The 13398-nt window shown below is 44.6% G+C and carries 10 protein-coding genes; 6 read left to right on the forward strand and 4 right to left on the reverse strand.

From position 1 onward, the window contains the following. Positions 1 to 290 precede the first annotated feature (290 nt). On the reverse strand, positions 291 to 1490 hold the full coding sequence (locus ACJB0T_RS11625; RefSeq protein ID WP_479293605.1) for a porin: 1200 nt from the start codon (positions 1488 to 1490) through the stop codon (positions 291 to 293). Between the two features lie 347 nt (positions 1491 to 1837). Then, positions 1838 to 2233 carry an XRE family transcriptional regulator gene (locus ACJB0T_RS11630; protein WP_479293602.1) on the reverse strand — a complete coding sequence of 132 codons (396 nt, stop codon included), beginning with the start codon at positions 2231 to 2233 and terminating at the stop codon, positions 1838 to 1840. 96 nt (positions 2234 to 2329) lie between these two features. Between ACJB0T_RS11630 and ACJB0T_RS11635 the strand changes: the two genes are divergently transcribed. The 4 genes from ACJB0T_RS11635 to ACJB0T_RS11650 all read left to right on the forward strand — a co-directional run bounded on the left by ACJB0T_RS11635 (position 2330) and on the right by ACJB0T_RS11650 (position 5530). Next, a complete protein-coding gene (locus ACJB0T_RS11635; RefSeq protein ID WP_479293600.1) occupies positions 2330 to 3238 on the forward strand; it encodes an aldo/keto reductase in 909 nt (302 codons plus the stop codon). Positions 3239 to 3436: 198 nt separating this feature from the next. Further along, positions 3437 to 4720, forward strand: coding sequence for a peptidoglycan DD-metalloendopeptidase family protein (locus ACJB0T_RS11640; protein WP_479293598.1), 1284 nt, complete (start codon positions 3437 to 3439; stop codon positions 4718 to 4720). Between the two features lie 161 nt (positions 4721 to 4881). Beyond that, the gene (locus tag ACJB0T_RS11645) at positions 4882 to 5121 is read left to right on the forward strand and encodes a hypothetical protein (RefSeq protein ID WP_479293596.1); all 240 of its coding nucleotides are present in this window, start codon (positions 4882 to 4884) and stop codon (positions 5119 to 5121) included. 163 nt (positions 5122 to 5284) lie between these two features. Further along, positions 5285 to 5530 carry a DUF3297 family protein gene (locus ACJB0T_RS11650; RefSeq protein WP_112477983.1) on the forward strand — a complete coding sequence of 82 codons (246 nt, stop codon included), beginning with the start codon at positions 5285 to 5287 and terminating at the stop codon, positions 5528 to 5530. Positions 5531 to 5619: 89 nt separating this feature from the next. Here ACJB0T_RS11650 and ACJB0T_RS11655 read toward each other — a convergent pair whose 3' ends face one another. After that, the gene (locus ACJB0T_RS11655) at positions 5620 to 7185 is read right to left on the reverse strand and encodes an arylsulfatase (RefSeq protein WP_479293594.1); all 1566 of its coding nucleotides are present in this window, start codon (positions 7183 to 7185) and stop codon (positions 5620 to 5622) included. Between the two features lie 303 nt (positions 7186 to 7488). Between ACJB0T_RS11655 and ACJB0T_RS11660 the strand changes: the two genes are divergently transcribed. Together ACJB0T_RS11660 and helD are read left to right on the forward strand one after the other, a co-directional pair. Further along, the gene (locus tag ACJB0T_RS11660) at positions 7489 to 9063 is read left to right on the forward strand and encodes an arylsulfatase (protein ID WP_479293593.1); all 1575 of its coding nucleotides are present in this window, start codon (positions 7489 to 7491) and stop codon (positions 9061 to 9063) included. A 150-nt stretch (positions 9064 to 9213) separates the two neighbouring features. Beyond that, a complete protein-coding gene (gene helD, locus ACJB0T_RS11665; protein WP_479293591.1) occupies positions 9214 to 11274 on the forward strand; it encodes a DNA helicase IV in 2061 nt (686 codons plus the stop codon). Positions 11275 to 11510: 236 nt separating this feature from the next. On the opposite strand, the gene ACJB0T_RS11670 is transcribed toward helD, so the two are convergent. Continuing rightward, positions 11511 to 13256 (reverse strand): methyl-accepting chemotaxis protein, encoded by a 1746-nt coding sequence (locus ACJB0T_RS11670; protein WP_479293590.1) that lies wholly within the window; start codon positions 13254 to 13256, stop codon positions 11511 to 11513. Positions 13257 to 13398: the final 142 nt, after the last annotated feature.

Raw genomic sequence — 13398 nt, forward strand, 5'->3', positions numbered from 1 at the left:
TTGATGTGGATTCTATGGATAAAATGGTGATGAATATCGGGCTAAAATCACAATTTATATTTTTATTAATTTTTATTTGTTGGGCTTATAGATGGTTTGCGGTCTGAACTATTAGATATTTGTATGATTGGTAATTGAGGGATAATGTGTGCTCGTTTGTTGAGCTGAAAGCTTCTCTGTTGAGTGAGTTGTTGAGAGAAGTGATTAGGGATAAACAAAAGCCCTCTGTACAGAAATGTACAAAGGGCTTTAAAGGAAATTTACTAGTTAGTGTCTAACTCAAGATTGCTTTAGAAGAATACTGCAGCACCTAGGAAGAAGTGAGTGCCTTTGGATTCAACGCCTACAGAAGTAAAGTCATTGAAATTCAGACCATCATTCAATTTAAGATCGTCTGTGTAGCTCTCTAGGTACACTTCACCCCAAGGAACAGGGGCATAGGCGGCACCAAGGTTAAACGATGTCATTTCAGTCTTAGTACGACCAAGTTTTTCATCTTTCTCTTCAGCCACTTCATAGCCACCGTAAATACGAACTGTTTCAGACAAGTACATGTTTGCACCTAGGCCAAACGTGGTTGTTTTCGTATCAAACTCGTTTAAATCGTCTTTTGCCGTGAACTCTTCATAGCGAGCAGAAAGTGATAGCGCACCATCTAGTAAATGCTGTTCTATTGCTAATGCGTATTGTTTTACGTCAGCATCAGTCGCAGTTGTAGTAGACAGATCGCCCAATAGGTCATTAAATTTACCGTTGATATCGTTAGCTTGGTTGTAAGCAGCAGCTAGGTATGTACCAGTTTGCTCAACAGTATAGGCAATAGCCGCTCCATAGCCACCCTTGATTGTTACAGGATCGCCGTCCACTTCAAGAAGCGAACCAAAGTTCAGGCCGTTACCACCAAAGGTAATTAGGTCATCTACACTGCGGCGAGCTTGATATTGAAGACCTACGTAAAGGTTATCAAAATCATTCTGCCAAACTACTGTGTTTTGAGAGCGGCGACTTCCAAGTTCGTCCGATTGCATCATGTTAAGACCACCTACCCAGTATGCGTAGTAGCCCTTGTCCGTTTTCATGTACGGGCTTTCTTGGCGACCAATAGTAATTGCACCAAAATCATCGTGACCGAAACCTGCAAATGTCTGACGCGCTGTAAGCGCACGGCGACTATCAAGGTCTGTCGATGTTGAAAAGTCTACATCCCACTCAATTTTAGCAAGACCATACACTTTGCCCATTTGGTGTTTGATATCAAAACCAAACCATGAGCCTGGATCTTCAATGTGAGTTTGGTCTGAGTTATAAGCAAAGCCCGCGTCATTGCCGATAATTGTTGATTCGTCATAATCATATGCGCTGACTTGTGCGGCAATGCCACCGTACATGTTTGCGCTAGTACCTTCAGCATTATACAACTCAATAGCAGAAACTTGCGATGCAGCAAATACACTCACTGCCAAAGTAGAAAGTTTAAATAGACTTTTCATATGTATTCCTTTTTATATTTAGTCCGTTTTTCGGATATAATTACCCCCTTCAAAAACATTTCTATTTTCGAATACCACTATTGGGGGACGTTATTGGAGAGTTGGTTATATTCGCTTTGGAGAATATCTCTTCGCTCTTAATGAATCTGTTTGTTGATATTAGTGTAAGATATTTTATTCAAACATGTGTTTAATCTTGGTCACATTTATCAAAGGAGTGAATGTTGAACCATATGCAAAACGAATGCATGGGGCGGTGTAATCTATGTGTCACAGATGGATGTTGCGATTTTGTTGCGCGGGTTTGAGTTAGTGTAAATGCTCTGAGGTTTTTAGTGAGTGATTTATTAGTTAGTGATGCTAGCAAGCAACCTTTTCATACCTTGAGCATCTAAATGCCCATCACTTTTCTTAGTAGCGCGTAAGTATTGATACGCGATGATGAGTTTGCGGTGGGTAAGGGTGTCACTGTCAGCGAGTTTATTACCTAGTACGGTTTCATGGGCGAGTTGGTAGGCAGGCATATCAACCACTTCTGCTTGGCGGTATAAATAGCCGCAGCCAGTGGCGAGCCACTCAAGTGAGCAGTTGGCTTTCATAGCGATTTGATTGGCTTTTGCTAAGCTTGGTTCACTGCCTTTGAGATATTTGCGTATCAGTGCTTCAGAGAGTTCAACACGGCGAGCGAAGCCACTGACGCTTTCTTGTCCAATCAATTCTTTAAGTCTTTCAGCAAAGCTCACAACTTCGTACCCCAGTTCGTTTTTTCGAAGTTTACCCGTTGTGAGCCTTGGTAAACAAGCTTAGGATGTGGGCAGATTTAAATAAGGAGATAACCCATGGTTTCTAAAGTGACGATGGCGCCAAATGGGCCGGAATTTTCCGAGTTGGTTCAGGGGTATTGGCGTTTGGCTGATTGGGGAATGACACCGCAAGAGCGTTTAACTTTCCTAAAGCAGCATATCGAACTGGGTGTGACGACCGTTGATCACGCCGATATTTATGGCAACTATGAGTGTGAGACACTATTTGGTGAAGCGTTGGCACTGGATCCATCAGTCCGTGAGCAAATCCAAATCGTTTCAAAATGCGATATCAAGCTGTGTAGCGATAAGTTTTCCGATCGTAAGATCAATCACTACGACACCAGCGCGAAGCACATTTATGAGTCTGTAGACAACTCTCTACAAAGATTGGGTGTGAACGAACTAGACGTTCTGCTTATCCACCGTCCTGATGTTCTGATGGACGCGGATGAAGTTGCTGACGCGTTCAATGAACTCTATAAAATCGGTAAAGTGAAACACTTTGGTGTGTCTAACTTTACACCTCGTCAATATGAGTTATTGCAATCGCGATTGAGCAAATCACTGGTGACTAACCAAGTTGAGATCAACCCGCTTAACTTTGAGGTTGCTCACGATGGTACCCTAGATCAACTGCAGCAACTGCGTGTGAAGCCAATGGCGTGGTCTACGCTCGCTGGTGGTGAAATCTTTAATGGGCAATCAGAGCAAGCTCAGCGTGTTCGCAATGAGCTTGAAGCGATTCGTGCTGAAGTGGGCGCTGCGAGTATCGACCAAGTTATTTACGCTTGGGTTATGCGTCTGCCATCAAAGCCATTGCCTATCATCGGCTCTGGTAAAATTGATCGCGTGAAAGCGGCTATTTCTGCGCTAGACATTGAGTTGACGCGAGAACAGTGGTACCGCGTTTGGGTTGCATCTAAAGGTCATGGTGTGCCATAGACCCTCCTGATACTTTGAACCACGAAACGCCATAAAATTGAAAGATTTTGTGGCGTTTTTCTTTTATGTGTTGGTTTCATAATATGATGGCGTAGGTTCGGACTCATCGTTTGATACAAAGTTCGACAATACTGGTGTTTTCTTTACATAATGAAAGGTGTTATAACATAACAATTGTTTGTTTTTCGATTCACCACTATGAAGCTTCTTCGTCCTGTCTTGATGACTACCGCTGTTATCGCTCTCTCTACTGCTTCTTTAATCAGCTTTCTGCCCGAACCGACACTGGAGTCTGTTAAAATAAAGGTGACTCCTTACAAAGGTGAGGCTGCTTCAAATCCTGCTGTAAATCTAGAGCAGCAAAAAGACCATTCAATCCGAGTTCACTACTTTGTTAAAGTCGGGGATACTTTAAGTACTATTTTCTCATCATGGAACCTTGGCTACTCGACGCTTCAGCATGTACTAGAGGCTGATTTAAACGTACTCAAACTCGACACAATCAAACCCGGTGATCATCTTGAGCTGGTCATCGACTCAGAATCAAAGCAACTGCAGTCGATGATTTTCCACGAGAGTTTGGTCGAGCGCGCTATCTATACAAAAGATTCGGATGGCTCGTTTGAGTATCGTTTTGAAGAAGAAAAGGGGGAGTGGAGGGAAGCGCTATATTCAGGCACGATTCACGGTAGTTTTTCAACCTCCGCGTATCGATCTGGTCTTTCAACAGGACAGATTGCCAACATTACACAAGTACTGAAGGATAAAGTAAATTTTGCCAGAGAGCTGCGCGCTGGAGACCGTTTCGAAATATTGGTAAACCATCAATACTTGGGTAATCACCCAACTGGTAACGCTGAAGTTCAGGGAATCTCAATTACAATTGGTAATCGAGAGGTCGCTGCATTTTTGGCTGAGGATGGTCGCTTCTATGACCGTGAAGGAAATAGTTTAGAACAAGCTTTTGACCGTTTCCCTATAGACAAAGCCTATCGCCGAGTAACCTCGTACTTTAACCCTAAACGCAAGCACCCGGTAACGGGACGCATTTCTCCACATAACGGCACCGACTTCGCAACGCCAGTAGGTGCTCCGGTTTATTCAATTGGTGATGGTAAGGTGACGGCTATCCGCAACCACCCTTACGCTGGTAAGTATTTGGTCATTGAGCATAATAATGTGTATAAAACGCGCTACTTACATTTGTCGAAGTTTTTGGTAAGGCAAGGACAACAAGTGAAACGTGGCCAGAAGATTGCGCTCGCAGGGGCAACAGGTCGACTGACGGGCCCACACTTGCACTTTGAAGTCTTGGTGCGTAACCGTGCAGTGAACCCCCTAACGGCAGACCTTCCGTTGGCGACGTCTATTTCACAAGAGGAGAAGACTCAGTTCTTAGCTCGTATTTCTGATTTTGATCGCCGAGTTGCCAACAAACGCATGGTGAACCAAGAACCAACTTCGAAAGACAGTGACGTATAGTGTCTTTTGGGCACTGCATTAGCGCTAGCATCATAAATTGATATCGTTTGAAAATTAGCCGATAACTCTGCGTGAATATGCTACCTGGTTAACATGGTTTGTGGTGTGGTTGAATTACAATCGACCCACAAATCAACAGTTTGATTTTCAGGAGTGCCTTCATGCAAAGGATTGAAAACTGTGTATGCAGTGTATGTTGTGCTGAAACGAAGCACATTGTGGTGCTGGTTGAAAAACCGGCACTAGCGGAAGGCGAACATTCACAAGACAACAGCGTGTTTTTGGCCAACCTACTAAAAGGTTGGGTGTTTGGTGGATTAATGACTTCCACCCATGCCTATTCGTGTCACCGGGTCTGTCAGGTTTGCGGCACCAAGACCATAGAGGATTATGTAGATTGACTGGGGTTTTTCTGGGTTGTTAATTGCTCAGTTTGATGAATTAATGCTCAATGTTGTAGATGCTGTGCATGAAAATCGCGTGACATCGTTAGAGACTAGTTGAGCAGGTGGGAGGTATTGACTACAATGAGCCACTTTTCACTAACTCATTCAGGTTATCACCATGAGCGACAACGCAAAGCCAGAATTACCAGATCATCTATCAGGCAACCCTCGTAGCCCACATCACGTGGCTGAGTGTTTTGAACACCAAATTGGCATTCGCCTAAATGGTAAAGAGCGTACAGACGTTGAAGAATACTGCATCAGCGAAGGTTGGGTTAAAATCCCTTCTCCAAAAGCGAAAGACCGTTGGGGTCAACCTATGCTGATCAAACTTAAAGGTACAGTTGAAGCGTATTACGTTTAATTGAAACCTAAAAGAAAAGGCCAGTCACTTTATTAGTGACTGGCCTTTTTTATAGCGCTTGTTTTAGATTGCTTGTTCCAAACGAAGCATTATTTCATTTGCTCAACTTGTTTCTGTAGTTGGTCAAGCTGGTGCATCTTGCCTTTCAGACCCAAAGATTGGTAATCAATCGCCGCTGGGTTCATCATCTGACCTTGCTGCATAGGGTAGTCTGGTAGCGTCTTGAAGAAATCACCTAGTACGTCTTGGATCGGTACGAATAGCCACATGTTGTCTGCCATCCAGCGTAGGTACATACCAGACTCGTGAGGTGCTTTCTCAAATGGATCAGCACGTAGGTGAATGATCTTCGGCCAGTTAGGCTCAAATCGAACCGCATCAGTAATGTTGCCTTCTAGCGTTGCAAAGTGCAGTTTCCAGTCGTTCCAGCGTACGGCGTTTAGCTCACCGTTTGCAGTGAAGTAAAGTAGCGATTCACGCGGCGCCTCGTCCGTTTTACCTTCGAAGAATGGTTTGAAGTTGTAGCCGTCGATATGTACACGCCAGTCTTTGCCGTTCGCTTTGTAACCTTCTGCTAGTTTCTCTTTCACATCTGGTACACCAGCGGCTGCAAGTAATGTTGGTAACCAGTCTTGGTGAGCCATCATTTCGTTGATCTTGGTACCCGGTTCAATAGTACCCGGCCAGCGAACAAGCTGAGGAACACGCATACCGCCTTCCCACGTTGTTCCTTTCTCGCCATGGAATGGGGTTGCACCGCCATCCGGCCAACTTACCGTTTCTGCACCGTTATCGGTCGAGTAGATAACGATAGTGTTGTCAGCAATCTTCAACTCGTCCAGCTTGTCTAGCAAGATACCTACGTGGTCATCGTGCTCTAGCATTCCGTCAGCATAGATAGAGATACCTGATTTACCTTGATATTTCTCTTGTAGGCGAGTCCAAACGTGCATACGAGTGGTGTTGTGCCAAATAAAGAAAGGCTTATCCGCTTTAACTGCTTTCTCCATGAATGCCAGTGAAGACTCTAGGAATTCTTCATCCGCGTGTTCCATACGTTTGCGCGTCATAGGGCCTGTATCTTCGATCTTGCCGTCTGCGTAGGACTTGATCACACCGCGAGGACCGTAGTTTTTACGAAACTCTGGGTCTTTTGGATAGTAGTAAGTTTCTGGCTCTTCTTCGGCATTAAGGTGATAAAGGTTACCAAAAAACTCATCAAAGCCGTGTTGAGTAGGGAGATGTTGGTCTTGGTCGCCTAAGTGGTTCTTACCAAACTGCGCAGTGACATAGCCTTGGTCTTTCAAAAGATCGGCGATGGTTGGCGCCCAGTCAGGGATGCCGTGAGTTGAGCCCGGCATACCGATAGTAAGTAGACCTGTACGGAAAGGTTCTTGACCAGTAATAAATGCCGCGCGACCAGCAGTACATGATTGCTGACCGTAATGATCAGTAAATAGGGCACCTTCATTAGCAATACGGTCAATGTTTGGGGTTTCGTAGCCCATCATGCCTTGGTTGTATGCGCTAATGTTCCAGTAACCAACATCATCACCAAAAATCGCTAGGATATTAGGTTGGTCGGCTGCAACTGCTGCTGAAGAGGTTGCAACTAGGCCAACGCCCATTGCAATCTTACTTAAGTGGTTCGCCATTCGAGACTCCATCGTCTTTTAACTTATTGGATTTGAACAAGACACCATCGGGTATCTGTATGCTTGGCACTTTAGGCGAGTCACGAACGCAAGTCCTCTTATAGAGACTATAAAGAAAAGTTATAACGCGGATTTAACTCTCTGATCTTTAAAGTTAATGTCTGGAATCAACGTGGATAACGATACCGAACGCTGTGTGATTATTGTCAAATTACTCGTTTAAATTCGTTGGTGACGTTTTAAAGAAAAGTCTTTGTGTTAGTGGTAGTTATGCATGTTAGCGACTATATGTTAATGGGCAGGATGCAACCAACTAACGTAGAGGTTTACATGACAACGACAACAAGGTTTAAGCGGAGCTTAGCTGTATTGGCTACCGCGTTAATTGGTGTTTCAGCAAGTGCGTATGCCGAGGATAAGCCCAATATCCTCGTTATCTGGGGGGATGATATTGGTCAATCCAACGTCAGTGCTTACACTTTTGGCTTAATGGGTTACAAGACGCCCAACATCGATTCTATTGCTAAAGATGGCATGATGTTTACCGATTATTACGGGGAGCAATCGTGTACGGCTGGGCGTTCGACATTTATCACAGGTCAAAGCGTACTTCGCACAGGCCTGAGTAAAGTCGGTCTTCCTGGGGCAGATTTAGGTTTGCAAGCGGAAGATGCCACTATTGCAGAGTTACTTAAGCCCCACGGCTATATGACCGGGCAATTTGGTAAAAACCATTTGGGTGATAAAGATGAGTTTCTACCCACCGCCCATGGCTTTGATGAATTTTTTGGTAACCTCTACCACTTGAACGCCGAGGAAGAGCCAGAAAATATTGACTATCCAAAAGATCCAGAGTTTCGTAAACAGTTTGGCCCTCGAGGCGTCATCAAATCATTTGCTGATGGCAAAATTGAGGATACAGGGCCTTTAACGCGTAAACGCATGGAAACGGTAGATGAAGAGACCTTATCCGCCGCGCTCGATTTTATGGATCGTGCTGTTGCGGCGAAAAAACCTTTCTTTGTCTGGTGGAACGCGACACGCATGCACTTCCGTACTCATGTTAAAGATGGCAACTTGGGTAAATCAGGCATCAGCTTTTATGCAGATGGCATGATTGAGCACGACAACCATGTTGGGGAATTGCTTAAGAAAGTCGACGAGCTTGGCATTGAAGACAATACCATTGTGTTTTACTCCACGGACAATGGTCCACATATGAACACTTGGCCTGATGCCGGTCTTACACCTTTCCGTGGAGAGAAGAACACCAACTGGGAAGGGGCTTACCGAGTGCCTGCAATGGTTAAGTGGCCTGGCAAAATCGAAGCGGGTAGTGTGTCCAACAACATTATGCACCACATGGATTGGTTACCAACTTTCCTTGCAGCTGCGGGTGAGCCAGATGTGAAAGAGAAGCTACTTAAAGGTCACCAAGCCGGTGACAAGAGCTTTAAGGTTCACTTAGATGGCTATAACTTTCTGCCGTATTTAACCGGTGAAACCGAAGAGTCTCCGCGTGCGGAAATTTTCTACTTTTCTGATGATGGCGATCTCACCGCACTGCGCTATAACAACTGGAAAGTGGTATTTATGGAGCAGCGCGTTCAGGGAACACTTGAGATTTGGGCAGAACCGTTTGTTACGCTACGTGTACCGAAAATTTTCAACTTGAGAATGGATCCTTATGAAGTCGCAGATGTGACATCTAACACTTACTATGATTGGATGCTGGATAGAGTTTATCTTCTTGTACCCGCTCAGGTGTATGTAGGTAAGTTCCTAGAGACGTTCAAAGAATATCCGCCAAGGCAAAAAGCCGCAAGCTTTAACTTGGATGAGGTCATGCAAAAGCTGCAGACACCGACCAACAAGTAAAGTGATGATAAAAAGCGCTCCCAACGACTGGGAGCGTTTTTATTTGGATTCTTTTTCACACTTATTACATAAACTTGGATGGATTTAGCGAGTTGATACAGTAGACTGACTACTATAACTCACAATGAATATCCGTTATTTCGATTTATCATGCTGCTAACCGCTACTCCTACCGCCGAAATCTTTACTCAACACGAGTTCCGAACCATTGAACTGCAAGCACACTCCCTAGTACTGCATTCTGTTCGAGCGGAGGTCCGAATACCTTTCTGTGAATGGAGCGGCAAGCTCAGCGTTAAGCGTGGCTTGATCTGGTCTTCAATTACAGTTCATGCTCATGAGAGTGACGATAAGCAGGTTTGTTGGGTCGTACAAGGTTTGCCATGGCAAGAAGCGCAGCGTTTTGCCAAGCAAGCTGTGGCGGTTTACCAAAACTGGCATCGAGAACAAAGTGCCATGCTTAAAACCTACTTACCAAAGTGGGAGCAGGAGTTGACGAGATTGCGTACGCTACCTCAGTTCTTACCGCATTCAATGATGACTGGGTGGGTAGATGAGGTGAACAGTCAGTTTCTGGAGATGAACATGTCTATCTCTGAAGCGATGCGTACTGTGCCGAATCGAATCCAAAAGTTATTGCCGTGGCTAGATGAAACGCAACAATCATTGGTAGAGCGCAATACCAATTGGTTGGTTGACGAGCGTGAAAATTGGCAGGTTCTGTTTACACAGTCAGAATCGTCGCCAATGAATGACTCACAGCAAATGGCCGTTTTGCACAACAATGATCAGAATTTGATTTTAGCAGGGGCTGGTTCAGGCAAAACCAGTGTGCTAATGGCAAGGGTTTCGTACTTGCTGCAAAGTCATTTAGCACAACCAGAGCAGATACTCCTTGTTGCTTTTGGCCGTGATGCTGCTAACGAAATGCGTGAACGACTAGAGAGAAAGCTTGGCAAAACTGCTGATGACATTGCGGTACTGACGTTCCATCAGCTTGGTCTACAAATCCTCAAAGAGACAGAAATCCAACCGCCGAAACTTACGCCGCTCGCTACAGAGTCAGCAAAGAAAAACGGGTGGTGTATTGACTGGCTGAAAAAACATTGGATGACGCCCACCAACTTTAAGCGTTGGCAAAAGCACTTATCCAAATGGCCTATAGCTTACCTAAAAGGTGATGAAGAGCTTGGCAGTCAGAGCGAAAACCCCAAGTTAATCGCATGGCTAGAACAGCAGCTCGACCAGTTGATCGCAACGGGCCTGAGTAAAAAAGCGATTCAAGAGCAACTCATCGATGATGCTGAATATACGCGCTTGAATAGTGAGCTAGCATTATGCTGGCCATGCTATCAAGCTTGGCAGAAGATGCTCAAAGACAACGATCAGATCGACTTTACTTCGATGATCACCAATGCCACTAAGCGAGTGAATTCGAAAAAGTTCACTTCGCCGTGGAAGTTCATCATGGTTGATGAGTATCAGGATATCTCACCCGATCGCCTAGCCTTAGTGCAATCTTTATGTGAGCAGCCAGATAATAAAGCCTCGCTGTTTGCTGTCGGGGATGATTGGCAGTCTATTTATCAGTTTACTGGCTCCGATGTGGATTTGACCACCGAGTTTAGCGATCGTTTCCCTCATTCATCGGTGCATTTACTCGATACCACCTATCGCTTTAGTGACAAACTCTGTGCAGTGGCGTCAGATTTTATTCAGGCTAATCCTGCACAAATCAGTAAAGAAATAAAAAGCCACAAAACTGTGAAGCAAAAAGCGGTTGTAATTGAACATGGTAATCGAGTAGAGAAGATACTCGATGATATCAACAGTAAAGCAAAGAGTGCCAAATCGGTTCTACTGCTTGGCCGTAATCATTACCACAGACCAGAACTGTTTAATGATTGGCAGAAGCGATTTGCTAATCTTTCTTTGGAGTTTATGACTTGCCACTCGAGTAAGGGTAAAGAGGCCGATTTTGTTATAATTGTGAATGCCGATGAAGGGCAGTTCCCGGCCAAGCGCAAGTTCACTCACTTAAATGATGCTCTAACCAAAGGCTCGGACCAGTATCCTCATGCAGAAGAACGACGATTGTTTTATGTGGGCATGACCCGTGCGAAAAGTCGAGTGTGGATCACTTATCAATCGTCACCGTCACCATTTGTTAAAGAACTCATGGATCATGAGTTAGTCATGGTGAAAAAATAACTCTGTGGATTATTGGTTTTGCTATTTCTAGGCCAATACCATCTGTTGCGCCCGTCAATAAAAGTGTTTTTGCATGGGCGTAGTCTCCTGATGAGTGAACATCTATAGATTAGGCGATAGAAGGTATCTCACCAAGAAGCTCGGTTAGTAAACAGTTTTTAGATTTTGTTGATAATAAGAAAAAGCCTTTGCGCGGGGCAAAGGCTCGGTTAGGTTATTCTGTGTTGCAGCTAAGACTAGATTTTGTAGCTCGATACAACATCATCCATATGCTGAGTTTGGCCTGAAACCTTTTGTACTTCTTCAATACAAGTATTGGCATTGCTCATGTTGTCAGTGGAGATCTCATTGAGTTCGGTAATCGACTCGCTAACCTGGTTCATGACTATGCCTTGTTCTTCAATAGCTGCAGCGATTTGCTCTGAGTTTGCTTGGATCTCGGACATGTCAGTAGAAATTTGTTGCAGTGCTGTATCTAACTTGGCTGAAGCGGATAGCGTTGCTGCGCCTTGTGTATTGCACTGCTCAATATCATCAACCACTGTGGTCATTTGAGATTGAATGGCTGTCACCAAATTGGTGATTTCTTCCGTAGATTGGTGAGTTCGGCTTGCTAATGCTCGAACTTCATCAGCAACCACGGCAAAACCTCGACCTTGCTCACCTGCGCGCGCCGCTTCGATGGCAGCATTGAGCGCCAAAAGGTTGGTTTGCTCAGCAATATCTTGAATGATATGTACCGCACCACCAATTTTGCCTACATGGTCACTCAATGAGCGAATTTCATCATTACTTTCAGCGAGTACGGCAGACAGTGATTGAATATTGCTCACTGTGTCATCAACAAAAGTACGGCTTTGCTGAGAGTTGTCTGCGGCTTGGTTAACGACATCTGCTGCTTTATGCGTTGTTTGAGAGATCTCATCGATAGTGGTCACCATTTGTTGAACGGCAGCTGCCATTGTATTGGTGTGATCGCTTTGGCTATGGAATTGTTCAACAACATTTTGCAGCTCAGAGCTCATGTTGCTACTGCTGTGTTTGAGTTGGCTAGATTGCTGTTGCGTATCGGCGACCAGTGCTCTGAAACTATCTAGTAGGCTATTGACCGCACGACCAATCGAAGCGATTTCGTTTTTTCCTTCTGATGGCACATGCAGCGTCAGATCGTTAGTGCGAGCGATAGTGGAGATATTGGTTTGCAGCGTATCAACATCACGGCTGATGGAGCGAAGGATAATGCCTATTAAAGTGACGATTGCAAAGATAAGCCCGCCGGAAATAACCCACTTAATTGTCGTTAGTGTACCAATCGCTTGATCCAACGCGTTGTGAACGGTTTGATTAAAGGCTTTGAAATCGGATTCAATACTATGAGAGCGGCTACGGGTTTCACCTAGCAAGCCTTGGTCGTATTTAAAACCAATGATGGAACGTTGCGTTAACACTTCTTGGCCTAGTCGATCTAGCGTCGCGACGCCACTTTTATCAAAAGAGAGAGCAGAACCTGTAAGCACCGCTTTTTCTAATTCGACAAGAGATAGAGTCAGATTGTTGCGCTGCTGTCTCTCTAGTTCTTGTTTGAACTCCTCCATGATGCCGTCATTCGACGTCAAGCCCAGCGCTTTATAGGCTGCGACCAAGTCGGTAAAAGCGCTACGATAATCGACCAACTCTTTATCGAGTTGATTTGGCAGTGGAACATTTGATGCTTCAAGAGTTTGTTCTACTGCGATTTTTTGTTCAATGAACAACCTTGCATTCGAATTGAACTTATCTAAGTACTTTTCGTCTTTACGGAGTAAGAAATCTTTTTCGTTACGGCGAAGATTGAGAAGTGTGACTTCTAGCTGTCCAAGCTGCGTAGCCGCATTGGAGAGGTTGTCAGCGGTGCGGGCGAAGTAGGTACTGGTGCCCAGTACCGCAAGTATCGCCAACAGTGACAGCGATCCTAAGAGTAGAAGTTGATGCTTAATCTTCATAATGAGCCTTAACTAATTATCTATCCGTATTGAAACGCCGTGACTGAAGAGGGATCAGTAGACGCAAAGTTTTGTTATTATCTGAACTTGGAACCTTTTCGGGTGCGCAATATAGCAACTTATTGATTTTTAGTCTTCATTT

It is taken from the genome of Vibrio sp. CB1-5 (genome assembly GCF_059412285.1).

Coding starts and splice junctions, on each gene's coding strand:
- ACJB0T_RS11625 (WP_479293605.1), bottom strand. CDS start 1,490: ATGAAAAGTCTATTTAAACTTTCTACTTTGGCAGTGAGTGTATTTGCT.
- ACJB0T_RS11635 (WP_479293600.1), top strand. CDS start 2,330: ATGGTTTCTAAAGTGACGATGGCGCCAAATGGGCCGGAATTTTCCGAG.
- ACJB0T_RS11640 (WP_479293598.1), top strand. CDS start 3,437: ATGAAGCTTCTTCGTCCTGTCTTGATGACTACCGCTGTTATCGCTCTC.
- ACJB0T_RS11645 (WP_479293596.1), top strand. CDS start 4,882: ATGCAAAGGATTGAAAACTGTGTATGCAGTGTATGTTGTGCTGAAACG.
- ACJB0T_RS11650 (WP_112477983.1), top strand. CDS start 5,285: ATGAGCGACAACGCAAAGCCAGAATTACCAGATCATCTATCAGGCAAC.
- ACJB0T_RS11655 (WP_479293594.1), bottom strand. CDS start 7,185: ATGGCGAACCACTTAAGTAAGATTGCAATGGGCGTTGGCCTAGTTGCA.
- ACJB0T_RS11660 (WP_479293593.1), top strand. CDS start 7,489: ATGCAACCAACTAACGTAGAGGTTTACATGACAACGACAACAAGGTTT.
- helD (WP_479293591.1), top strand. CDS start 9,214: ATGCTGCTAACCGCTACTCCTACCGCCGAAATCTTTACTCAACACGAG.
- ACJB0T_RS11670 (WP_479293590.1), bottom strand. CDS start 13,256: ATGAAGATTAAGCATCAACTTCTACTCTTAGGATCGCTGTCACTGTTG.